Annotated in this window: 20 protein-coding genes and 2 tRNA genes; 6 read left to right on the forward strand and 16 right to left on the reverse strand. The window is 71.7% G+C overall.

Features of this window, described 5'->3' with window-relative positions; all coding sequences use genetic code 11:
• The first annotated feature begins 216 nt into the window (after positions 1–216).
• On the forward strand, positions 217–1,281 hold the full coding sequence (locus ABZT14_RS03440) for a DUF3533 domain-containing protein (protein ID WP_356296224.1): 1,065 nt from the start codon (positions 217–219) through the stop codon (positions 1,279–1,281).
• 75 nt (positions 1,282–1,356) lie between these two features.
• Here ABZT14_RS03440 and ABZT14_RS03445 read toward each other — a convergent pair.
• The 6 genes from ABZT14_RS03445 to ehuB form a co-directional block, all read right to left on the reverse strand.
• A tRNA-Lys gene (locus tag ABZT14_RS03445) sits at positions 1,357–1,430 on the reverse strand.
• Between the two features lie 100 nt (positions 1,431–1,530).
• Positions 1,531–2,268 carry an IclR family transcriptional regulator C-terminal domain-containing protein gene (locus tag ABZT14_RS03450; RefSeq protein ID WP_356296226.1) on the reverse strand — a complete coding sequence of 246 codons (738 nt, stop codon included), beginning with the start codon at positions 2,266–2,268 and terminating at the stop codon, positions 1,531–1,533.
• 329 nt (positions 2,269–2,597) lie between these two features.
• Positions 2,598–3,353: an ectoine/hydroxyectoine ABC transporter ATP-binding protein EhuA gene (gene ehuA / locus ABZT14_RS03455; protein ID WP_356297048.1), complete on the reverse strand. Its 756-nt coding sequence runs from the start codon at positions 3,351–3,353 to the stop codon at positions 2,598–2,600.
• 55 nt (positions 3,354–3,408) lie between these two features.
• Entirely contained in the window at positions 3,409–4,059 is a 651-nt protein-coding gene (gene ehuD, locus ABZT14_RS03460) for an ectoine/hydroxyectoine ABC transporter permease subunit EhuD (RefSeq protein ID WP_356296229.1), read from the reverse strand.
• Positions 4,059–4,796, reverse strand: a complete 738-nt coding sequence (gene ehuC, locus ABZT14_RS03465; RefSeq protein WP_356296232.1) for an ectoine/hydroxyectoine ABC transporter permease subunit EhuC — start codon at positions 4,794–4,796, stop codon at positions 4,059–4,061. Before ehuC ends, ehuD begins: the two co-directional genes overlap by 1 nt.
• Positions 4,796–5,704, reverse strand: a complete 909-nt coding sequence (gene ehuB / locus ABZT14_RS03470) for an ectoine/hydroxyectoine ABC transporter substrate-binding protein EhuB (protein WP_356296235.1) — start codon at positions 5,702–5,704, stop codon at positions 4,796–4,798. Before ehuB ends, ehuC begins: the two co-directional genes overlap by 1 nt.
• 598 nt (positions 5,705–6,302) lie before the next feature.
• On the opposite strand from ehuB, the gene ABZT14_RS03475 reads away from it, so the two are divergent.
• Positions 6,303–6,824, forward strand: a complete 522-nt coding sequence (locus tag ABZT14_RS03475; RefSeq protein ID WP_356296238.1) for a DUF3830 family protein — start codon at positions 6,303–6,305, stop codon at positions 6,822–6,824.
• Here ABZT14_RS03475 and ABZT14_RS03480 read toward each other — a convergent pair.
• Both ABZT14_RS03480 and ABZT14_RS03485 read right to left on the reverse strand, forming a co-directional pair.
• On the reverse strand, positions 6,805–8,250 hold the full coding sequence (locus ABZT14_RS03480) for an amidase (protein WP_356296241.1): 1,446 nt from the start codon (positions 8,248–8,250) through the stop codon (positions 6,805–6,807). The genes ABZT14_RS03475 and ABZT14_RS03480 overlap by 20 nt on opposite strands.
• Positions 8,251–8,407: 157 nt before the next feature.
• Complete coding sequence (locus ABZT14_RS03485; RefSeq protein WP_356296244.1) at positions 8,408–9,382, reverse strand: D-2-hydroxyacid dehydrogenase; 975 nt, start codon at positions 9,380–9,382, stop codon at positions 8,408–8,410.
• Between the two features lie 209 nt (positions 9,383–9,591).
• Between ABZT14_RS03485 and ABZT14_RS03490 the strand changes: the two genes are divergently transcribed.
• The 3 genes from ABZT14_RS03490 (at position 9,592) to ABZT14_RS03500 (ending at position 12,807) form a co-directional block, all read left to right on the forward strand.
• Positions 9,592–10,590 (forward strand): decarboxylase, encoded by a 999-nt coding sequence (locus ABZT14_RS03490; protein ID WP_356296247.1) that lies wholly within the window; start codon positions 9,592–9,594, stop codon positions 10,588–10,590.
• A 159-nt stretch (positions 10,591–10,749) separates the two neighbouring features.
• Entirely contained in the window at positions 10,750–11,487 is a 738-nt protein-coding gene (locus ABZT14_RS03495) for a decarboxylase (protein ID WP_356296249.1), read from the forward strand.
• Between the two features lie 171 nt (positions 11,488–11,658).
• Positions 11,659–12,807, forward strand: a complete 1,149-nt coding sequence (locus ABZT14_RS03500) for an LLM class flavin-dependent oxidoreductase (protein ID WP_356296252.1) — start codon at positions 11,659–11,661, stop codon at positions 12,805–12,807.
• On the opposite strand, the gene ABZT14_RS03505 is transcribed toward ABZT14_RS03500, so the two are convergent.
• Positions 12,796–14,580: an EAL domain-containing protein gene (locus ABZT14_RS03505; protein WP_356296255.1), complete on the reverse strand. Its 1,785-nt coding sequence runs from the start codon at positions 14,578–14,580 to the stop codon at positions 12,796–12,798. The two genes, ABZT14_RS03500 and ABZT14_RS03505, sit on opposite strands and share 12 nt — an antisense overlap.
• A gap of 442 nt (positions 14,581–15,022) precedes the next feature.
• On the opposite strand from ABZT14_RS03505, the gene ABZT14_RS03510 reads away from it, so the two are divergent.
• Positions 15,023–16,216: a M6 family metalloprotease domain-containing protein gene (locus ABZT14_RS03510; RefSeq protein WP_356297050.1), complete on the forward strand. Its 1,194-nt coding sequence runs from the start codon at positions 15,023–15,025 to the stop codon at positions 16,214–16,216.
• A gap of 73 nt (positions 16,217–16,289) precedes the next feature.
• On the opposite strand, the gene ABZT14_RS03515 is transcribed toward ABZT14_RS03510, so the two are convergent.
• The 7 genes from ABZT14_RS03515 to ABZT14_RS03545 form a co-directional block, all read right to left on the reverse strand.
• A tRNA-Lys gene (locus tag ABZT14_RS03515) sits at positions 16,290–16,363 on the reverse strand.
• Between the two features lie 30 nt (positions 16,364–16,393).
• Complete coding sequence (locus ABZT14_RS03520) at positions 16,394–17,038, reverse strand: bifunctional DNA primase/polymerase (protein ID WP_356296258.1); 645 nt, start codon at positions 17,036–17,038, stop codon at positions 16,394–16,396.
• 407 nt (positions 17,039–17,445) lie between these two features.
• Positions 17,446–17,805 carry a hypothetical protein gene (locus ABZT14_RS03525; RefSeq protein WP_356296261.1) on the reverse strand — a complete coding sequence of 120 codons (360 nt, stop codon included), beginning with the start codon at positions 17,803–17,805 and terminating at the stop codon, positions 17,446–17,448.
• An 83-nt stretch (positions 17,806–17,888) separates the two neighbouring features.
• Positions 17,889–19,271, reverse strand: a complete 1,383-nt coding sequence (locus ABZT14_RS03530; RefSeq protein ID WP_356296263.1) for an AAA domain-containing protein — start codon at positions 19,269–19,271, stop codon at positions 17,889–17,891.
• Positions 19,268–20,911, reverse strand: a complete 1,644-nt coding sequence (locus ABZT14_RS03535) for a hypothetical protein (protein ID WP_356296266.1) — start codon at positions 20,909–20,911, stop codon at positions 19,268–19,270. The genes ABZT14_RS03530 and ABZT14_RS03535 overlap by 4 nt, the downstream gene beginning before the upstream one ends.
• Positions 20,908–22,095, reverse strand: a complete 1,188-nt coding sequence (locus ABZT14_RS03540; RefSeq protein WP_356296269.1) for a hypothetical protein — start codon at positions 22,093–22,095, stop codon at positions 20,908–20,910. The genes ABZT14_RS03535 and ABZT14_RS03540 overlap by 4 nt, the downstream gene beginning before the upstream one ends.
• A complete protein-coding gene (locus ABZT14_RS03545) occupies positions 21,992–22,990 on the reverse strand; it encodes a phosphatase PAP2 family protein (RefSeq protein WP_356296271.1) in 999 nt (332 codons plus the stop codon). Before ABZT14_RS03545 ends, ABZT14_RS03540 begins: the two co-directional genes overlap by 104 nt.
• Between the last annotated feature and the right edge of the window lie 125 nt (positions 22,991–23,115).

Here is a 23,115-nt window from a genome sequence, read left to right on the forward strand (position 1 = left end):
AGGGGAAAGCGTGCGGTCTAGACCAACGGTGAATGTAGTCAGTGGAACTGGTCATGTCCAGACCAATGCACGACCGAACTGTGCCCGTCTGGGCCCGCCTTGCCGAAAGGTCCCGCCCCCCTTGGCTCTCGTGGCGCCACGCGGGGGATCGCGGGGTGAGGTCGGTGAACCCTCCATGCGGTATCAATCCGGGCGTAACCCCAGAAAGGGCATGGAATGAGTAAGTCCGCCATGGCCGCGGAAATCCGCGACGCCGTCACCCCCCGCGCCTTCGCCCTCGTGGTCGGCGTGCTCCTCCTCCAACTCGGCTTCCTGCTCTCCTACATCGGCGCCTTCCACCACCCCACCCCCCACCGCCTCCCCCTCGCGGTCGCCGGCTCCCCCCAGGTCAGCGAGCAACTCGCCCAACGGCTGGACGCCCTTCCCGGGCAACCGGCCAAGGCGGTCACCGTCGCCGACGCCGACGCCGCCCGTACCCGCCTCCTCCACCGCGAGGTCGACGCCGCCTACCTGCCCGGCGACGGCGGAGGGCGTGACACCCTGCTGGTCGCCTCCGCCGCCGGCGGCCCCGTCACCGAAGCCGCCCAACGCCTCGGCCGCCAACTCGCCGAACAGCGCGGGCGCTCCCTCGACGTCCGCGACATCGCCCCCGCCGACCCCCAGGACCGTGGCAGCCTCACCGCCTTCTACCTCGCCATCGGATGGATGATCGGCGGCTACCTCGCCGCCGCCGCCCTCGGGGTCGCCGCCGGAGCCCAACCCGCCAGCCCGCGCCGCGCCGGCTTCCGGCTCGCCGCCCTGGTCCTCTACGCGCTGGTGTCCGGCGTCGGCGGAGCCCTGATCGTGGGCCCGGTGCTCGGGGCGCTGGGCGGCCACTTCCTCGCCCTCGCCGCCCTCGGGGCGCTGGTCGTCTTCGGTGCCGGAGCGGCCACGCTCGCCCTCCAGGCCCTGTTCGGAACCGTCGGGGTGGGGCTGGCCGTACTGGTCTTCGTGGTGCTGGGCAACCCCAGTGCGGGCGGCGCCTACCAGGCGCCCCTGCTCCCCGGGTTCTGGGCGGCCATCGGCCCGTGGCTGCCACCCGGGGCCACCACCAGCGCGGTACGGCACCTGGTCTACTTCGACGGCAACGCCCTCGGGCGGCCCCTGCTCACCCTCGCCCTCTGGGCCGTGGCCGGCGTCGCGATCAGTCTGGTCGCCTCCGCCCGGCACCCCATCAACCCCGACCTCAGCCTGCCCACCCGGTTCCGTCCCGGCGGGGAGTCACGCCGGTCCGACCACTGATCCCCGGGGCTTCCGCCACCTTTCCGGGCGCACGTCAAGGGCCCCCCGCCAGTGCGAGGGGCCCTCGGTGTCGCGTACGCCGCCAGGGACTCGAACCCCGGACCCGCTGATTAAGAGTCAGCTGCTCTAACCAACTGAGCTAGCGGCGCCCGTCCGCCGTTTCCGGCTGACGAGGGAAGATACTACCCGCTCCAGAGGGGTGCTCCCGACCACCCCGGGAGGGGGTGCTCCTGGGCGTGCGGGAGAGGCTCAGATGGACAGCGAGAGCATCACCGGGGCGGCCTGGCGTCGCAGCGCCTCCGCCGTCGGGCGCAGCCGGTGGGCCTCGCCGATGGGTAGCGACAGCGCGAGGCTGCCGATCGCCGATCCGGCGGTCACCGGGACCGCGGCGCACACCGTGCCGACCGCGTACTCCTGGAGGTCGAGCATCGGGGCCGAGACCGGGTGGCCGTCCAGGGCGCCCAGCAGCACCCGCTCGTTGGTGATCGTCCGCGAGGTCAGCCGCGCGGTGCGGTGCCGGGAGAGGTGGTCCCGCCGTCCGTCCTCGTCCAGTTGCTCCAGCAGGCACTTGCCGGCCGCCGTGGCGTGCATGGCGGAGCGGAAGTCGAACCACTCGTGTACGGCGGGGGCCTGCGGGGAGTCCACGCAGTGGGTCACCTCCGCCTCGCCGTCGGTGTACCGGCTGAGGTAGACGGCAGCCCGCAGCGAGTCCCGCAGCCCCGCCAGCGCCCGGCGCAGCTGCTCCCGCAGGGCGTGCTCGCGGTCACCGCCGGAGGACAGCAGCATCAACGACTCGCCCACCGCGTACACCTCGGGCTCGACCTGTCGCAGGTAGCCCTCGCGGCGGAGCATCAGCAGCAGGTGGGCGAGGTGGCCGGGCGGCAGGTCGATCGCACGTCTGAGGTCCTGGTGCGAGATGCCGCTCGGATGACGTGAGACGCGTTCCAGTATCCGCAGGGCGTACTGGGCGGAGTGGAACGGCGCCATGGGGTGCGCTCCCGAACGCGACGGCTCCCCACTGTCGCTCGGTAGAGCCACGGGTTCCCCCTCGGAGGTCGTGACCGTCTGCGTGTGGCCGGATGGGCGACCGGGGCTGATCAACCACCGGGTCCGCCGCCACCATAGCGCCAACCCCCTTGCCGGTGACCGGAGTTATCGCTACCGGCATATGCCCACCAGGGGGTCGCGCCAAGCGCGACGCGGCCCCTGCCACCCGTTCTCGCGGCTACGGGCGGCAGGGGCCGAGGGCCTGACCGCGTACCGACGGACCCGGCCGAAGATGGCTCAGAGTCGGTCGTCACACGGCTCGGAATCGTTCACAGCACGGCGCTCAGGAACTCCCTGGTGCGCTGGTTCTCCGGGTCGCTGAAGATCTTCTCCGGCGCACCGGACTCGATGACCCGGCCCTTGTCGAACATCAACACGTCGTCCGAGATGTCCCGCGCGAAGTTCATCTCGTGCGTGACGCACAACATGGTGATGTCGGTGGTGTGGGCGATGTCCCGCAGCACGTCCAGCACCCCGGCCACCAGCTCCGGGTCCAGGGCCGAGGTGACCTCGTCCAGCAGCATCACCTTGGGACGCATCGCCAGGGCGCGGGCGATCGCCACCCGCTGCTGCTGACCACCGGACAGCTGGCTGGGGTACTTGTCGGCGTGCTCGGTCAGCCCGACCTGCTCCAGCAGCTCGCGGGCCCGCTGCTCCGCCTCGTCCTTGGGCATCCCCAGTACGTGGACCGGGGCCTCGGTGACGTTGCGCAGCACCCTCATGTTGGGGAACAGGTTGAACTGCTGGAACACCATGCCGATGTTCTTGCGCACCTCGCGGGTGTGCCGCTCGCTGGCCGGGACCAGCTTGCCGTTCTTCTGCTCGTGGGTGAGGTACTGCCCGTCCACCTGGATGGTGCCCTCGTCGGCCTTCAGCAGCGTCATCAGCAGCCGGAGGATCGTGGTCTTGCCGGACCCCGAGGGTCCGATCAGGGTCACGTGCTTGCCGGGGGCCACGGTGAAGTCGAGATCGTCCAGCACCACGTTGCTGCCGAATCTCTTGGTGACCTTGTCGAAGCGGATCAACTCCTGCTGGCTACCGGCCGGGTTGGTCGCTTCCGGGGTTTCGTTTGTGGTGTTCTCACTGCTGGACAAGACGACGCTCCAGGAATCGAATCAGGACGGAAGCCGGGTAGGCGATGAGGATGAAGGCGACGCCGACCAGGGTGATCGCCTCGGTGGTGAAGGTCTCGTTGCTGAACGCCTGAGCCTCACCCAGCATGTCGAACGCACCGATCGTCGCGATCATCGGCGAGTCCTTCAGCATGGCCACCACGTAGTTACCGAGCGCGGGAACCACCCGTCGGATGGCCTGCGGCAGGATCACCGAGGTCCAGGTACGGGTCTTCGACAGGCTCAGGGCCGTGGCCGCCTCCCACTGGCCGACCGGCACACCGTTGATCCCGGCCCGGTAGACCTCCGCGGTGTAGGTCGAATAGTGCAGACCCAGTGCCAGGATTCCGGTGGTCAGCGGAGACATCGACGGGCCCCACTCGGGGACCACGTAGAAGAAGAAGAACAGCTGAACCAGCAGCGGGGTGTTACGGATGAACTCCGTGATCCCGGTCACGGGCCAGTTGATCCACTTGTTGTTGGACCGCTGGGCGATGGCCCACACCAGACCCAGCGTGAAGGCCATCAGCGAGCCGAGCAGCAGCGCCTGGAGGGTGACGAGAACGCCGTCCCAGAAGCGCGGCATAAACTCGTCGATTACATGCCAATCCCAGTTCATCAGATGCCTCCAGCGCTTTGCGTCGCGGCCTGGGAGCCCTCACCGCCGTTGAGCTTGCGGCTGAGGAACCCCTTCTTCTCCGGTGCCTGGCCGATGCCGGCACGGGCGTGCCGCTCCAGCACCCGCATTCCACGGGTGAGGACGAAGGCGAGGATGAAGTACAGGACGAGCAGCAGGGAGTAGACCGGGGCGCTCTCGTTGCTGCCCAGTCGGACCAGGTTCGCCGCGTAGGTCATGTCGGTCACCGTGATCACGGAGACCAGCGCGGTGCCCTTGAGCAGCTCGATCAGCAGGTTGTTGAACGGTGGGATCATCTCCGGCCAGGCCTGCGGGATCTCGATGCGACGCAGCCGCTGCGCCTTGGTGAAGCTGAGGGCGATGCCCGCCTCCTTCTGCTCGGTCGGTACGGCGGCCAGCGCGCCGCGTACGACCTCCGAGCCGTAGGCGCCGTAGGTCAGACCGAGTGCGGAGACACCGGCCCACATCGGCACCAGCTGCCAGCCCAGCAGGAGGGGGACGGCGAAGAACATCCAGAACATCAGCACCAGGGCCGAGGTCCCTCGGAAGATCTCGAAGTACGCGCCGGAGAGAAAACGGACGATCCACAGGTTGGACGTCCGCAGAACGCCGATCACGAAGGCCACGAGGGCGGCGAGGGCCGAGCTGTAGATGGTGACCTGGATGGTGATCCAGATACCAGGTAGGAAGTGTTCGTAGAACATCCCTGAAGTCATCATCAGCAAAGCTCCTTCGCGGTCTTGTCAGTCATCTCCCGCATACTGAAGCCAAAGGGCCTGACGATCTCCAGGAGTTCCTTGTAGTTGTTCTCCTTGAGGCGGAGGATCTCCTTGTTGAATTCATCTCGGAAGTTCTTCTCGGAAGTACGGAAAGCGAATCCTCCGGCGCCGTAGGCGGGTTTTCCGCCCATGGTCGGCTGAAACGCGGGAGTGGCCTCGCACTTCGCGGACTTGGAGACCACGCCCTGGACCGTGACGTTGGTTCCCGCGAAAGCGTGCACACGTCCCTGCGCCACCGCTTCCAGGCCGGCGACCTGGTCCGGGAGGATCAGCACGTTGTCGATACCGGCGTCCTTGGCGTAATCGATCTCGGCGTACGCCTTACCGCTGGCCAGCTTGAGGTTCTTCTTCTTGATGTCCGCGTAGGTCTTGATCCCGTGTGGATTCCCCTTCCGAACGATGAAGGAGTCCAACATGATGTAGTCGGGATCGGCGAAGAGAACCTGCGCACAGCGGGTGGGGTTGATGTACATCCCCGCCGAGACGATGTCGAACGCACCGGCCTTGAGGCCCGGGATCAGCGCACCGAACTCCACCGGAACGGCCTTGACCTGGTCCACCCCGAGGCGCTTGAAGACCACCTTCGCGATCTCCGGCGCCTCGCCGGTGGCCTGCCCTTCCTTGTCCACGTAACCGAACGGAGGCTCGCTCGCGATGCCGATCCGTACGCTGCCCTGGTCTCGCAGTTTCTCCAGCAGATCACCCCCTTCCACCGTCGAGTCGGTCGGTACCCGACTACAGCCCGCGGCACCCAGTGCGCCGAGAGCGCCCAAGGAAGCCAAACCTCCGAGCATTGCTCGACGGCCGATTCCTCTGCCTGTCTCTTTGTTCCCTTGTGGTGGAGCCATGCGCGCGCAGCTACCCAAACTCTTCGAAGGTATGCCGATCGTTTCCAGTCCTTGACGTGACCGGCGGCTTGCCTTGATTTTCCGTGAAGACGCAGGTGGGGGAGATTGTCGTCGAATGCGGTCGCCTGTCGGGAACGCCGATGTCGGGATGTCCTCCTCTGGGGCCTTCCGTGCACCCCGGGTGACTTCCCGTCGCTAATGCGGTGATGGTGTCCCGCTGATGTCCTGACGCTGGTCAACGAGCGGGCCTCGGGATGTTCGCGCTCTCGGTGGTGGTCAGCCGGAAGGGAGTGGTCCGTTACCGCCGTACATCTCGCTCCCGCCGGCAGGTAACGAAGAGGTGTCATGGGGGCCGGGAGATCCGGGAGATATTGCCAGCGGAATTGTGCTTACCGTTTGTGCCGGTTCTGATGCGGGCTCACTCTTCCAGGATGGCCGCCCCCGTGGGTCCGGGCCACCGGTGCCCCGTGGTGGGCGCCGGATCCGGCGCGCCGGCTCGATGTCCGGGTGCCGCTCCGCGTGACGGGGCCCGGCTTGGGCACTATGGGCGTACCGCCGCGAGAGCCGCGACGGCCCGGATCGAGATAGGGGAGGCATGATGGCGGACCGTTTCCTTGAGGTGTCCCTGGACAAGCGTGGGGTGAGCTGCACCGCAAAGCTTCTGGACGACCGGGCGCCCCTCACCTGTGAGGCCGTGTGGAACGCGTTGCCGCTCGGCGGAGACGTTTACCACGCCAAGTACGCCCGTAACGAGATCTACGCCCTCATCCCCCCGTTCGCCCCCGAGGAGCCTCCCCTGGAGAACCCCACCATCACCCCGATCCCGGGGGACCTCTGCTACTTCACCTTCACCCAGACCCAGCTGGCCACCAACAGCTACGGCTACGAGGCCGCCGCCGAGCAGCACGGCACCCAGGCCGCCCACGCCGGCCGCACCACCGTCGTCGACCTGGCGCTGTTCTACGAGCGGAACAACCTGCTGATCAACGGGGACGCCGGCTGGGTGCCGGGCATCGTGTGGGGCAGCGTCGTGGACGGCCTGGACCGGATGGCCGAGGCCTGTCAGGACCTGTGGCGCAGCGGTGCCGTGGGGGAGACCCTCAACTTCCGGCGGGCGTAGCCGAACCCGCTTCCGCTCCGGCTCCCCACACCCGGGCCGGGGCGGGAATGTCGGCCACCCCCGCCTCGTAGAGCGACTGGGCCGCCCGCAGCACCAGGGGATCCCCGTGCCGGGCGGCCACCAACTGCACCCCGATCGGCAGCCCCCGCGCGTCCACCCCACAGGGAACGGTGGCGGCGGGCTGCTGGGTCATGTTGAACGGGTAGGTGAACGGGGTCCACCCGGTCCACCGCTGGTACGGGGAGCCGGCGGGCACCTCCACCCCCAGCTCGAAGGCCGTACCCGGCATGGTCGGGGTCACCAGCAGGTCGTACCGCTGGTGGAACAGGCCCATCTGGCGGCCCAGCGCCATCCTCACGTCCATGGCGGCCAGGTAGTCCAGCGCGCTGTAGGCCGCGCCGCGCTCCACGATCTCCCGCAGCCCCGGGTCCATCCGGGCCCGACGCTCCTCGTCGAAGGACTGGGTGACCCGCGCCGCCCCCGCGAACCACAGCACGTGGAAGGCCTCCACCGGATCGGTGAACCCCGGGTCGGCCTCCTCGACCAGGGCGCCCGCCTCGGCCAGCCGGTCCACCGCCGACCGCACCGCCCGGGCCACCTCGGGGTCGACCGGGTGGTCGAACAGGGTGGGCGCGTAGGCCACCCGCAGCCCCCGCACGCCCCGGTCCAACTCGGAGCGGAACGAGCCTTCGGGCGGGGCCAGTTGGGACCAGTCGCGGGGGTCGGGCCGGGTGATCACGTCCATCAGCAGCGCCGCGTCCCCGACCGTACGGGTCATCGGGCCCACGTGGGCCAGGGTGCCGAAGGCGCTGGCCGGGTAGATGGGCACCCGGCCGTAGGTGGGCTTCAGGGCGAAGATGCCGCAGAAGGAGCCGGGGATGCGTACCGAACCCCCGCCGTCGGTGCCCAGGGTCAGCGGGCCGGCTCCGGTCGCCACCGCCGCCGCGCCACCCCCGCTGGACCCCCCGGCGGTGCGGGTCGGGTCGTAGGGGTTGCCGGTTGCCCCGTGCCGGGGACTGTCGGTGACCCCCTTCCAGCCGAACTCGGGGGTGGTGGTCTTGCCCAGCAGGACCGCGCCCTGCTCCCGCAGCCGCTGTACCGCGGGGGAGTCCTCCTCCCAGGGGCCCGGGTCGTCCACTCCCCAGGAGCCCTTCACGGTGGGGCCGCCCTTCTGGAGCAGGATGTCCTTCACCGTCGCCGGCACCCCGTCCACCGCTCCGGTGGGTTCCCCGCGCCGCCAGCGCTCCTCGGAGGCCCGCGCCTGTTCCAGGGCGGCCTCCTCGTCCAGCCGTACGAAGGCGTTCAACGCCGGCTGGATCGCCCGGGCGCGGTCCAGGGTCGCCCGGGTCACCTCCACCGGGGACAGCTGCCGGCTGGAGTAGGCCGCGATCAGCTGGGTGGCGGTGCGCGAGGTCAGTTCGGTCATGCTCTCTCCCGGTTCGGCGGGCGGATGGGGTGAGGGGGTGGTGGGCGCCAGGTGGTGCGGGGTGAGGCGCGGGTGAACGTCGGCCCTGCCCGTCGGCCCGCCGCCCGACCCGGGGGTCAGGGGGCGGGCCGACGGGCCTGAAGGGGCGGGGGCTGGCTCAGCCCGATCCGGTGGGGACGTATCCCAGGCTCTTGTCGACCACGTTGAACAGGGGCTCGTCGGCGACCCAGCGGTCGAAGTTGTCGCAGAACTGGTCCGCGAGGTCGTTCCGCCAGCCCACCGTGTCCCCGCTCATGTGGGGGGAGATCAGCAGGTTGGGCACGTCCCACAGCCGGCTGTCCGAGGGGAGGGGTTCCTGCGCGAAGACGTCCAGCGCCGCTCCGGCCAGCCGGTGGGCCAGCAGGGCGTCCATCAGGTCGTCCTCCACCACGTGCTGGCCACGCCCCACGTTGATGAAGTGCGCGTCCGGCCTCATCAGCCCGAACGCCCGGTGGTCGAACAGTCCCACCGACTCCTCGGTCAGCGGGGCCACGCACACCACCCAGTCAGCCTCGGGCAGTAGCCCGGGCAACGACCCGATCGCCCGGACGGTGTCGAACTCCGGGTCACCGGGCCGTTCGGTCCGCCCGACCAGGGTCACGGTGACACCCAGTGCCTTGAGGGTCCGGCCAATTGCCCGACCAATGGGACCAGAACCGACAACAACCGCCCTGGTGCCTCCGAGCCTAAATGTCTCTCGGTGTCGCCAGCGCCTTTGGCGTTGCAATTCCCAGGTGCCACGAAAGTCCTTTGCGAGGGCCAGTACAAGCCCTGCTACATATTCGGCGATGGGCTGATCGAATACCCCCCGGGCATTTGTGACGACGGTCTCAGACGCCGCCAGTTCGGGGCTGCTCAGGAGGCGGTCCACGCCGGCGCTGGCGGTGTGGACCCAGCGGGGTCGGGCACCCGGGCCGGGCCAGGCGTCGCGTACCGCGTCGGACAGAAAGTTCCAGACCAGCAGCACGTCGGCGGTGGGCAGCCGCTCGGCGAGAGCGGCCTCGTCCACGTACGCCACCTGGGCGCGGCCGGTCAGCCGATCGAGGCGCGGGCGGGGGTCGTCGTCCAGAACGAGAACGCGGGGCTCAGACATAGGCAGGAAACCATTCCGAAACGAGAGCTGGGCACGATGTGACCTAACCCTGGATCACCCTCGGAAACTGAGGATTGACCACGGTAGGGATCGGAAACTACCTTCGTCAACAAAGGCATCTGTCCCGGCGTTCCGGTTGCTCACCGGCTTTCCTCAGTCTTCAGCCTTTCCCAGGCCCTGGGCCTCCCTTCTTATCTTTAGGGGCTCCAATGGATGTCTCGTTCCTCGGTGGACCTCAGCCGCAGCGCGGGGTCGGCATCGTGGCTCCCTTCGACTTCGCGCTCGACCGCGAGCTGTGGAGATGGGTGCCCGATGACGTGTCACTCCACCTGACACGCACCCCTTTCGTGCCGGTCGAGGTCAGTCTGGACCTCGCCCGGCTCGTCAGCGAACACGAGACGCTGCGTGGCGCGGTGCAGGCCCTGAGCGCGGTGGCGCCCGAGGTCGTCGCGTACGCCTGCACCTCCGGCAGCTTCGTCGGCGGAGGCGCGGGTGAGAGAGGGATGAGCGCGGCCATGGAACAGGCCGGCGACGCCCCGGCGCTGACCACCTCCGGGGCGCTGTTGGAGGCGTTGGAGGAGGTCGGGGCCCGCAGGATCGCCCTGGTCACCCCGTACACCAAGTCGGTGACCGACTCCCTGGAGGACTTCCTGGCCGAGGGCGGCATCTCGGTCACCGGACGCAGCTACCTCGGGCTGACCCGCCACATCTGGCGGGTGCCGTACCGGGACGTGGTGGACATGGCACGGATGGCGGTGGTGGACGCGCCCGACGCGCTGTTCATCAGCTGCACCAACCTGCCGACCTACGACGTGATCCCGCAGCTGGAGGCCGAGCTGCGGATGCCGGTGCTCTCGGCGAACCAGGTCACCATGTGGGCCGCCCTCCGCCGGGTGGACAAGCAGGCCGTCGGCCCCTACCAGGCGCTGCTGGACCCGGCGGCCCGCACCGGCCCGGCGGGGATGCCGGCCATGCCGCCGTCGCCCCAGCTGATGGCCGAGTCCGAGGGGTACACGGCCAGCGAACCGTTCACCCCCAGCGAGCAGTTGGGGCGGCAGTCGCCGGCCGGCCCCGGGCAACCCCGCTCGGAGGTCGAGCCGGAGGCGGCGCTGGCCGGATCGGCCCCCGCGGCCCCGGAGAGCGAGCCGACCGACGGCCACGAGGCCCCCGGGCACCCCGACGACCCGGGCGGTCAGCCACCCCGCTGACCCCTGCCCCGCACTACCGGGCAACAGGGTCGAAACCGCGCAGAATGGCAGGGTGCTCCGGGTCGGTGACGACCCCGGGGCACCCTCCGGGCGCGGGGAAGCCCCCAAGCGATCCCGCGCCCACCCACGCACACCCCACCAGGAACAGGAGATCCCTTGATGGCGCCTTCGTCAGCTCCCGCGGTCGGTTTCCTCTACCCCGGCTACTCCGCGGAGGACGACTATCCCCGGCTGGAGGGCATCCTCGCCGACGCCGGCGCGCGGGTACGACTGCCGCTGGTGCACACCGACATCGGCGAGGACGCCCACCGGGTGGACGCCCTGCTGGAGATGGGGTCCGCGCGACGACTGGCCGACCGGGTCGAGGAGGTCAAGCGCCACGACGTCCAGGCCGTGGTGTGGTCCTGCACCAGCGCCAGCTTCGTCTTCGGCTGGGAGGGCGCCAAGGAGCAGGTACGGGAACTCTCCGCCACCGCCGAGCTACCCGCCTCCAGCACCTCCTTCGCCTTCGCCCACGCCGTACAGGCCCTGGGAGCGGAACGGGTGGCCATCGCCGCCACCTACCCCGAGGACGTGGCGGCGCTGTTCACCTCCTTCCTCAAGGCGGCCGGATCGGAGGTGGTGTCCATGCGCGGCAGCGGCATCATCACCGCCGCCGAGGTCGGCACCTGGGGCCGCGAGGAGGTGCTGGCCCTGGCCCGGGGCGGCGACCACCCCGAGGCACAGGCCGTCCTGCTGCCGGACACCGCCCTGCACAGCGCGGCCTGGATCCCGGACCTGGAACGGGAGTTGGGCAAGCCGGTGCTCACCGCCAACCAGGTCACCGTCTGGGAGGGGCTGCGGCTGCTGGGGCAGCCGGTCGACTGCCCCGCCCTGGGAGCCCTGTTCACCCGCTGACCCGCTGACCCGCGACCGGGGTCGGGCGCCCGTGTCCGCCCCCGGTCGCGGCGTACGTCGGGCCGGGGAGCGGGAAGAAGCCGCCGCCGTGCCGTGTTGACCGGACGGATCGAGAACACCGGGGCCGGCTCGGGCACGGGCGGGCCCCGGACAGCGGGAGGCGGAGGAACGATGACCCCACAGCAGCCGACGGAGCGGCACGGCGAACGGTCCGAGGGCGGACTCTTCGCCCCACCGCCGGGCCGGGCCCCGGTACCGCTGTCGGTGTTGGACCTGGTCACCGTCGGGGCGGGCCACACCGCCAGGGACGCCCTGACCACCGCCGTACGGATCGCCCGGCTCACCGAGGCCCGGGGGTACCAGCGGTACTGGGTGGCCGAACACCACTCCATGCCCGGGGTGGCCAGCTCGTCCCCGGCCGTGATCCTCTCCCACCTCGCCGCCCACACCGACCGCATCCGGCTCGGTTCGGGCGGGGTGATGCTGCCCAACCACGCCCCCCTGGTCATCGCCGAGCAGTTCGGCACCCTGGAGGCGCTCGCCCCGGGTCGGGTGGACCTGGGGCTGGGCCGAGCCCCCGGCACCGACGGGGCCACCGCCGCCGCGCTGCGCCGCGAGGACCGGCTGAGGGAGGGGGCCGACGAGTTCCCCCAGCAACTGGCCGAACTGGTGCGGTTCCTGGACGACAGCTTCCCCTCCGGTCACCGGTACGCCGGCATCCACGCGGTGCCCGGGCCGGTGCAGGGCTCGGCCCCCGGCGGGGTGCAGTCGGCGGACCGGCCGGCCGTGTGGCTGCTGGGCTCCTCCGGGTTCAGCGCCCAACTGGCCGGCACCCTGGGGCTGCCCTTCGCGTTCGCCCACCACTTCTCCCCGCACAACACCCTGCCGGCCCTGGAGCTGTACCGCCGGTCCTTCCGCCCCTCCGAGGCGTTGGACCGCCCGTACGCCCTGATCGGGGTGGCGGCACTGGCCACCGACGACGAGAAGGAGGCCTACCGCCAGTGTCTGGCCGGCGCGCTGTCGATGCTGCTGCTCCGCCGGGGGCGGCCGGGTCTGGTGCCCACCCCCGAGGAGGCGGAGGCCTACTTCGACCCGGCCGGTGGGCGGGCCACCGAGCAGGAGCGCGACTTCGTCGACGACCGGATGGCCCAGGTGCTGCACGGGGGCGCCGAGCAGGTACGCGAGGAGCTGGACGCCCTGGTGGGGCGCACCGGGGCGCAGGAGCTGATGATCACCGCCAACGCCCACACCCCCTCGGTACGCCTACGTTCGTACGAACTCCTCGCGGACGCCTACCAGTTGCCCGGTTCAGCGGGGTGAACCGAGGTGCGCGTCCAGGGCCTCGGCCGGCATGGGCCGGGCGAAGTGCCAGCCCTGCCCGGTGTCACAGCCGATGTCCCGTAGCCGCTCGGCCTGCTCCAACCCCTCCACGCCCTCGGCGGTGACGGTCAGACCCAGCTGGTGGGCCAGCCCCACCAGGGTGGTGACGATGGTCTCGTCCGCCGGGTTCACGTGGTGGGTGGCCCGGAAGCCGCCGACGAAGGTGCCGTCCAGTTTCAGGGTGCTGACCGGTAGCCGACTGAGGTAGGCGAGGTTGGAGTAGCCGGTGCCGAAGTCGTCGATGGCGATGCTCACCCCCATGTCCGACAGTTCCTGGAGGGTCTGGAGAGGCTGGCCCGCCGAGCCCATCACCGCCGACTCGGTCAGCTCCAGCTGGAGCAGCTCGGGCGGGAGTTGGGTGTCCTCCAGCACCCGGGCCACGTCAGCCACCAGGTCCGAGTCCCACACCTGCCGCGCCGCGAGGTTGACGCTGACGAACAGGGGAGCCCCCGGGCGGCGCCACAGCAGTTCCCGCGCCTGACGGCAGGCGGTGGACAGGACCCAGCGGCCCAGCGGAACGATGGCGCCGCTCTCCTCGGCGAGCCCGATGAACTGTCCCGGGCCCAACATGCCGAAGTGCGGGTGCCGCCAGCGGACCAGGGCCTCCAGCCCGACGGTGTGCTGCCGGCGGAGGTCCACGATGGGCTGGTACTCCAGCGTGAACTCGCCCCGTTCCACGGCCGGCCGCAGGTTGCTGGACAGCGCCTGGCGGGTCATCCGGTGGGCGTTGCGCTCCGGGTCGAACAGGGTCCAGCGGGCTTTGCCGTCCACCTTCGCCCAGTACAGCGTGGTGTCTGCGGCCTGCACCAGCCCGGTGGCGGTGGTGCCCTCGGTGGGCCGCTCCACCACCCCGATACTGGCCGACACCGCCAACCGCTGGCCGGCCAGGTCGAAGGGCCGCTGGAGTTCGGCCAGTACGGCCTGGGCCAGCCCGACCAGTTCCGGGGTGCCCCGGGACGCCTCCACCAGCAGCGCGAACTCGTCGCCGCCCAGCCGGGCCACCAGGTGTTCGGCGCCCCCGGCGAGCTGGCCGGTGCTGGCGGCGACCCGGTGCAGCCGGTCACCGACGGCGGTGAGCAACTGGTCGCCGACCCGGTAGCCGAGGGTCTCGTTGATGGCCGTGAACCCGTCCAGGTCCAGGTGGCACAGGCCGATGCGCCCGGTGGCGGACTCGGCGAGGGCGGCGGAGAGCCGCTCGAAGAACAGGGCGCGGTTGGGGAGCTTGGTGACCGGGTCGTGCATCTGCAGGTGCCGCAGCCGCTGCTGGAACTCCCGCCGCTCGCTGATGTCCAGCACCGTCAGCAGCGCCTCGGACCCGCGCCGGGTGGGGGTGACGGTGATCTCGGCCCACAGCGGGTGGCCGTCGGCGTGCTTGAGCCTGCGGGTACAGGTCATCCGCTCGGTGTGGCCGCGCAGCACCTCCTCGTAGGTGGTGCGGGAGCGGCCGTCGAGATGGAGGCCGGCGACCTCGGCGATACGGGCCGCCGCCAGCCGCTCGGGGGTGCTGCCCAGCAGGGTGCCCAGCGCCTGGTTGGCGACCAGCACCCGGCCCCGCCGGTCCAGCACGGCCATGGCCAGGGGGGCGGCGTGGAAGGCGGTGCGGTGGTCGACGTCGGTGGGGTGGTGCGGGCGTTCCGTGGGGGGTGGGGCTTGGAGGGTCGGCCGGCGCGTGCCTCCGGCGTCCTTGTCCGGGCCTTCCAGGGGTGTGTTCACCGATCGCTCCCGGGGTGGACTGGTGCGGTGCGGATCGCCGGGAGCGATCTTCGGGGAGCCGCCCCACAGGGGATCCACGCTGTTGGGACCTCGTGGTCCCCAGGGCCGTGCGAGAGGCGCGACCAGCGCCATCCTGACCGACACGGCCGACGCTCCCCGCACCGGCAGGCGGGCCGGAACGGGACTGATCGTTCTTGCCCGAAGGGGCTCGCCGGAATGACCGCTTACGACCGTGAACCGGCCCCCACCAGGACCGCCGCCGGTACTCAAGCGGTCTAAGGGAAGAGGAAAAAACCCCCGTACCCGGTCATTCTGAGAGGGCTCTCGTACCCGGACCCGTGAGGTGCCCGTGGCCGACCCGCACATACCCGAGGGGGAGCACGCCCCGGAACGCTGGCGGCGGCTGCTGGCCGTGGTCACCGCTCTCACCGCCTGGACCGCGATGTCACTGTTCGCCGGCCCGGCCGAGGCGGCCACCCCCTCCGCTCCCTGCGCGCCGCCCCGTACCGACGCCCACCACTCCGAGGGCGTCAGCGACTGGAACGAGGACTACGTCCGCCCGGTGGGCCGGCTGAACGCGGTGATGGTGTTCCTCTCCTTCCCCGACGCCCAGCCCTCCCTCAGCCCCCGCCGGCTGCTGCGCGACCACTTCCCGGCGACCTCCGACTTCTTCTCCCGCGCCTCCTACGGCCGGTTCGACCTGCGCGTCCACCCGGTGCGCCACTGGCTGCGTATGCCCAACGACTCGGTCGAGTACGGCATACGGCGCGACTGGGACCCCCAGTCGCGGGCTCTCTACCTCAGCGACGCCCTGGAGGCCGCCGACCCCTCGGTCGACTTCAGCCGCTACGACGTGGTCTACCTGGTCGCCGACCCCGACGCCCCCGGCGTCGACTCCGACGCCACCAAAGTGGTCAACTTCGACCAGCCGGTCGCCGTCGACGGGACCAGACTCCGTCGGGTGGTGACCGTCTTCGAGGAGCACCCACCGGACCTGAACGTGCTGGCCCACGAGACCGGCCACATCTTCGACCTCCCCGACCTGTACCACCAGCCGGAGCGCGCCGACGGCGACTGGGACCGTCACGTGGGTGACTGGGACCTGATGGGCAGCCAGTTCGGGATGGCCCCGGACCCCTTCGGCTGGCACAAGTGGAAACTCGGCTGGCTCGACCGGGACCAGGTGGACTGCGTACCGCAGGACTCCGGCTCCAGCCTGCACCTGTTGCGCCCGCTGGCCGAACCGAGGGAGGCCGACCGTCTCACCGGCCCCCGCCCCAGGCCGGTACGGGACACCCGGCTGGTGGTGGTCCGCACCGGGCCCGAGCGGGCGCTCGCCCTGGAGGCGAGGGAGCGTCGCGGCAACGACGAGACGCTGTGCCGGCCCGGGGTGTTGGTGTACGAGGTGCGCGCGGACATCGCTTCCGCCCAGGGGCCGGTCAAGGTCGTCGACGGTCACCCGGGCCGGGGGGCCTGCGGGCGGGAGTCGGTCTACCCCCCGCTGGCCGACGCCCCGCTGAGGTCGGGGGAGAGCCGGGTGCTGGAGGACCAGGGGGTCGAGGTGCGGGTCGGCGACCGGCTGGACTCCGGGGGCTGGGCGGTACGGGTCGTCCGGGAGCCGAACCCCGGTCGGTGACGGTCGGCCCGACAGGGTGCGGCCACACGTCGAAGGGCTCCCCGCGCGAAGCGGGGAGCCCTTCGGTGTCGTGTACGCCGCCAGGGACTCGAACCCCGGACCCGCTGATTAAGAGTCAGCTGCTCTAACCAACTGAGCTAGCGGCGCCTGTTGACGTCGTAGAGCCTAGCATCACCTTCACGGCGCGCGAAAACCGGTTTCTCCACCCCCTGTGACCTGCCCGGACGGCCCTCGGAGCAACGCCCACAGCACCGCCTCGGCGCCCGGTAACCACGGCTTCCTCACGTCGGGCGCGACCAGCCAACGGCATCCCTCTCGACCTCGGGCGTAGGGCGAGGGCACGGTCACCGCGTCCCCCAGTCCGTGGCAGAGCAGACCCGGCGCGGCCGGGGTCCCACCCCCCAGCGGTCGGTCGGTGTCACCCCGGTCGCGGGAACACCGCCCGGACCACTCCTCCCAGTCCAGCAGGGTGGGCAGCCGGTCCGCCGTACCTCTGCGGACGAACAGCAGCAGGCGTCCGCGATGGGTGGCCACCGGGCCGCTGCCCGGGCCGGACCGCCACAGTCGCTCCAGCAGGCGTCGTCCCAGCAGGGGCGAGGCACTGAGTACGTCGAAGATCCGGCCGCACGGCAGGGTGACGGGCCGGCTCGGCCGTGCCGACCAGAGGGCCAGCGCACTGCGGGGGAGACCGGAGGCCGAGGCCAGCCACCGGGTGCCGTCGGGGGTGACCAGCGCGCTGGAGTGCTCGGGCGCCGCCGGCTCGGCGGGGTCGGGGGTGGCGGCGAGGTGGAGGGGCGAGTGCGCGGAAGGTGTCGTTGTCATAGGCCACAGGTCTACCTCCCGCCGTACCTCCCGATGCGGTGATTGGGGAAAACCCGGACAAGGCGACATGGGGTGCGTTACCTTGCGCCACGTTCCGCTCGCTCTCCGTGCTGCCGTCCTCGCGTGCGGCGGTACGGGGCGCTACGGGAGAGCCCGTGGTCGGGTCAGTGGCCGAGGAGTGGGTCCCGACGGACGAGGGGCCGGGCGCGGCGGCGGAGTCCGGGTACGCCTGGGTGACGGGGTGCCCTCGCCCTGGGGTGTGTCGTTCCGATCACCGCGAGGCTCGCGTGCGGTGTCACCGAGCGTGCCGCACCTCGCCGCGTCGACTCCTCCTCCGCCCTGCTGAGTCCCAGGGCCCACGACACCAGAACGCGCTCCCTGATCTCCCAAGATCCAAACGACACACCCTAGGTGTCCGGGTCGTCCAGCAACTGCCGTCCGAACTCGATCATCTTGCGGGCGTAGTCCTCGGTCCAGTCCGCCTGGTCCGCGATGGCGGCCTCCGGCAGCCGGTCGAAGCGGCGGGGGTCGGCCAGCTGCGCCGCGGCCATCGCCTGGAACTCCATCGCGCGGTCGGCCGCGGCCCGGAAGGCGAGCGCCAGCTCGGTGGAACGGCTGAGCAACTCCCGGGGGTCCTCCACCGACTCCAGGTCGAAGAAGTGCTCCGACTCGGGCGCCGGCTCCCTCGGCTCGAAGATCAGTGGGGCGGGCCGCCGGTGGCGGGGCACCCCACCGGAGGGGTTGGGAGCCGAATGCGGCTCGGGCATCTTGCTACCTCCAGCGGTCGTGGGCCACTGCCCATTGTCACGCCCCTGTCCAGCCCGACCCTCGAACCGGACACGGCGGGTGTTCACCAGGGGACACGGTGCTCACGCAGCAGTTCGAGCACCGCCTGATGCGCCTCCCAACCGTCCGGGAACTTCACCCGTACCCCCAGCTGTACGGGTTCGGTGGAAGGATGCTCGTCCAGCAGTTCGGCCACACCCGCCCGACACACCACCACACAGCACTGCCGGTGTCGGGAGGCCAGCACGCACAGCCGCCCCGTCTCCAGGTGGAAGGCGCTGGCGTCCGGCCGGCCGGAGAGCGGGTGCAACATCACGGTCACCTCGAACTCCCGCCCCTGCAACCGGTTGGCGGTGTCCACGGTGACCCCCTCGACGCCTCGCCGGCTCAGCTGGGCCCGTACCGCCGAGGCCTGGTCGCGGTGCGCGGTGCCCACCGCGACCCGGGAGGGGGTCAACGGTGCGGCCGGCTCGCCCCGTTCGTCGCTGGTCCTGGCCTCGCGGGACAGCAGTCGGCGCACCACCTCGGCCACCGCCGCCACCGCCTCGGGGTCGGTACGGGGGGTGTGGGCGGCGGGCAGTTCCAGCAGCCCCCAACCGGAGTCGGCGGCCTCGTCCAGGACCCGGTCCACCGGGCCGCCGTCACCACGGTCGCCGAACACCAGTGAGCGGTCCCCCGGGGCGGTGCCCGCGCGGAAGGGGGTGAAGGGGTAGAAGGCGCGGGAGACCAGGGGGGCCGCGCTGGCCGGGAGCCGCCAGGACACCGGCAGCCGGTGCTGGGGCAACTCGGGGTTGTGGGCGAGCAGGGTGGACACCGCGCTGGCGGCCGGGTCGTAGGTCAGGCCGGCCCACTGTTCGGCGCCGACCTGGCTGAAGGGGTCCAACTGTCCGGGGTCGCCCACGAACAGGGCCCGCTCGAAGAGTCCGGCGACCGCGAGCAGCCCGTCGGAGCGCATCTGGTACGCCTCGTCCACGATGGCGTGCGGCCAGGGGTCCACGCCCTTCACCCAGGCCCACTTGGCGGCGGTGGCCAACACCACGCCCACCCCGGACAGTTCGCCGATCTGCTTCCCCCGGCGGACCTGCGGGTAGTCCTCGATGGCCGGGTCGTACGAACCGGGCTCCGCGCTGTGCAACCGGCCCAGCGGCAGGTCGGGCCGCTTCTCCGCGAGCCTGCGCACCAGGTCGTCCACCTGGGCGTTGGTCTGCGCGACCACCATCAACGGGCGGCCGGCGTCGGCGAGTTCCAGGGCGGCGTTCACCACCAGGGTGGACTTGCCGGCCCCGGGAGGGGAGTCGACCACCACTCCACGGCCGGGCCCGCGCAGGGTGTCCCGCAGGATCGCCCGGGTGGCGCGGGCCGCGGCACTGGCCGGGTCGATCTCCTCCGGGCCGGGGGGAAGGCCGGCCCGTTCGGACGTCGTGGCCGTTCCGGTGCTCGCGCTCATCGCCGCTCCTCCTCCTGGGACGGGACCTGCCGCACGGTGAGCGGGCCGGGGTCGGAGTCGGGCAGGGGGTCGGGGGGTTCGGCGCCCTGGTCGGGTGGCCCTCCGTGGGTCCACGGGGTGTCCTCGGGCTCCGGCAGCTCGGGGCCGGAGCGCACCGAGTGCTCGAACAGGGTCCAACAGGACCACTCGCCCTCGACGGGCACCGACCCCTCGGACGGTTCCCGGGAGCGGCCCATGCCGTTGACCAGGCGCAGCGTCCACATCCCCGGCCGGGGGCAGTCCACCCACTCGGCGGTCTGGCTCCTACCGTCCGGCAACTTCCGGTACACCCGGGCCCCGGGTGCCAGATGGGGCTGGTCCTGACTGTCGAGGGTGACCAGGGGGCGGGGGCGGTTGGACTCGGAGTACGCCATCTCCACGGCCACCACCTCCCCGGCGAAGGCCTCGCCCACCAGTCGCCGGCCGGCCATCACCAGCGGGTCGTCCAACGCCTCCTGCGCTTCGAGCTGGCCCAGGGCCGACTCCCGTCCGGCGAGCTTGCGGGCGGCGGTGACCGCGTCGTCCCGCCGGGGCTGGGGCGGTTCGCCGGAGCGGACCCGGTCCCGGTGCGAGGTGTACGACCAGCGGTCCCGCTTCCAGCGTTCCTCCGCGTGCGCCGCCTCCGGCAGCGCGCGCAGCAGGTCCACCGCGTGCCACACCGCGTCCCAGGTGGGCCGCAGTTGGGAGCCCAGCAGTTCGCGTACCGCCGCCTCCTCGCGGGCCAGGGCGGTACGGGCCCGTTGGGCGCTGTCGGGGTCCTCGGCCCGGCGTACCGCGGCACGGGCCGCGTCGCACCGGTCGATGGCCGGGGCGAGCAGCCGGTTGTCGAAGGCCGGATCGGTGGCCGGCCCCGCCGGTGGCCGCAGCAACTGCCCCCGCTCGTCGCGGGCCAGCTCCACGGCCCGGGCCGTCTCGGCGCCGCTGGCCCCGGCCAGGTCGCCCGCCCAGGTCGGGTCGATCCAGGACAGCAGCACGCCCAGGTGCTGGTCCTCCAGACCGCTCTGGCCGGTCGCCCAGTGCCGGCCGAGCAGTTCGGTCACCGACAGCAGCAGGGAGGAACCGGGCACCCGGGCCCGCTCGGCGTAGTGGGTCAGCCATCTGCCCAGCAGGGGCACCTGGGCGGGCGCCGGATAGGGCTGGTCCGGGTCCTGCTCGGCGGTACGGCGGAAGCGGGTGGCCCGGCCCAGCAGCCGTACGAACTCCACCCCGGGGGCGTTCGGCACCAGCAACTGCGGGGCGTCGGCGCACAGTTCGACCTCGACGGTGACCCGCTTGCCGGTCTCCGGGTCGATCTCCCGGCGTTCCTCGTACTCGCAGTGGTCCAGCCCGGACTCCAGCACCGGCAGCATCGCCTCGGCCAGCTCCGTGAAGAACTGGGCCCGCAGGTCCTGGTCCCGTGGCTGGGGCACCGTCAGCAGTCGGGGGGCGTCCCGGTCGGTGCCCACCAGGGCGGCCAGCGGGACCCCGGCCTCACCGGCCGCCGCCAACGGCACCAGCACCAGGGGGCGTTCGGACAGGTGGCGGTGGCGCACCAGTGCCCGGGCGGTGGCCCGGCCGGTGGTGAACGCCTCCATCCGGGCCAGCGAGTCCATCAGCGTCATCGGGCGCCCTCCGGGACCAGGCCCAGGTCCCGCGCCTCGCGCATCGCCTCGTCCCGCAGCCGCGCGGCCCGGCGCAGCTGCTCGGCGGTGGGGTCACCGGGCCGGTCCTCGGAGCCGCACCGTGCCACCTGGTCGACCGTGCGCAGTCCGCCCAGCTCGCCGCGCACCCCACGGCCCAGCACGGTCACCTCGCCGGTGGCGCGGGCGGACTCGCGGCAGTGGAAGGCGAGTTCACAGCTGGCCAGGCACTCCGGGGCGTACGCGGCGGGCACCGCGCCGACCGACTGTCGCAGTGCCTCGGGGTCCTCGCACTCCGGGTCGAGGGTGACCCCCTCGGGCAGCGCCCGGGCGATCTCCTCCAGCCGGGTCAGCCGGGCCAACTGCCGCCGGGTGGTGGCCAGTTGGCGGCGTACGTCGATCAGGGCGGCGGTCGGGGTGTGGCCGAAGTCCCGGGGGCACACCAGCAGCGCCCGTTCGCACACGGTCTCCGGGGAGGGGGCGAGCTGGCGCAGGGCCAGGGCGTACACCGCGGCCTGCCGGGCGGCGGCCCCGACCTTGGAGGGTTCGGCCGAACCGTCCAGGATGGGGAAGGACTTGATCTCGATCACGGTCCAGCGGCCGTCCGGGTGCACCGCCAGGGCGTCCGGCTCCAGGTGGACCGTGGAGTCGGCCACGGCGAGTTCCAGCAGCGGGTGGTCCAGCAGCGACCAGCCGCCGCGCGCGGTGGCCTCGCGCAGGGCGTGCGCGGTCCGCGCCACCCGGGCCGCCGGGTCGGGGCCGGTCGGATGGCTGGTGGTCAGCTCGTCCGGCCCGGCAGGGGCCCGCTCGCCGGTCCGCTCGGCCAGCAGCCGCACCAGCGAGGCGCCCTCCTCGGCCTTGGCCCGTGCCTCGAAGGTGTGACCCCGGGCGAAGGCGAACTGTGACTGCCCGAACACCGCCGGGGCGCCCAGCCGTTGGGCCAGGGCGCCCTTGTCGACCCCGGCCCCGTCCAGCAGGGCGCGTCTGCGGCAGCCGGGGTTGGCCGCGAGGGCGGCGAGCGCCCGGGCGTCCAGGGGGCGTGGCGGCCGGGGGCCGCGCAGCTCAGCGAGCCGCTGACCCAGCGGTGGCCGCCGGGGACCGGCTGCCTGTCGGGTCGAGGGGATCGAGGTCGGACTGGCCGACCCGTCCCGGTGGTGACTGGTCATCTGCTGTGCCCTCGCGGGAGATTGCGTGATGCGCGGCAGTCTGACACCGCTCACTGACAATCGCCGATTCCGGCCCGCGCGGCCCGGGAAGGGAGGCGGCCAGCGGAGTGGCGGCGCCCCGTGGCTCGCGGCGGGTCCGTACCGCCTCGCGCGCCCGGTCGGTGAGCGCCAGTACGGGGCGCAGCGACCACAGGCCCAGGCCCATCACGGCGGCTCCGGCGAGCGCGTCCAGGAAGTAGTGGTTGGCGGTGCCGAGCACCACGAAGGTGATGAGCAGGGGGTAGGTGACCGCCAGGGTCCGGGCCCACCAGGTGCGGGAGCCCAGCCAGCACAGCACCACGGCGCACCACACCGCCCAGCCGACGTGCAGGCTGGGCATCGCGGCGTACTGGTTGGTCATCTCGCCCATGCCCTCGGGGGCGCTGGCCTCCGCGCCCCACCAGCCGTGGTCGGCGTACTGGGCCATGGTGTCCACGAACCCGAACTCCCCGGACAGCAGCCGGGGCGGGCAGGTGGGCAGCAGGCTGTAGCACAGCAGGCTGACCAGGGTGGAGGTCATCAGCCAGGTGCGGACCGCCCGGTAGTGCTCGGCCCGGCGCCGGAAGACCCAGACGAGGACGGCGGGGGTGACCACGTAGTGCAGGGCGGCGTAGACGAAGTCCGAGGGGACGCCCAGCCAGCCGTGTTCGGTCAGCAGCCGGTTGAGGGGGCGTTCCAGGTCGAGGTGGAGGGTCTCCTCCGCGCGCAGGAACATCAGCCCGTGGTCCACCGCCGTACCGACGTCGCCGCGTGCCCACAGCCGGCCCAGGGAGTAGAGCAGGTAGACCACCGCGATCAACGGCAGTTCCGTCCACCACCGCGGCGGACGAGCCGTGGGTATCCGGCTGAGGCTCATGGCGAAGCGTTCCCCGTTTCTCGTCGAGTGCCCGGCCCCGGGCGTGGTGTCCGTCCATCCGCTGGCCTCAGGGTGTACGGCGGGAGTCTTCCTCCTAGACGCCCGTGGCGTCGGTCAGGTTGATT

The organism is Streptomyces sp. NPDC005438 (genome assembly GCF_040606315.1).
Classification (GTDB): Bacteria; Actinomycetota; Actinomycetes; order Streptomycetales; family Streptomycetaceae; genus Streptomyces.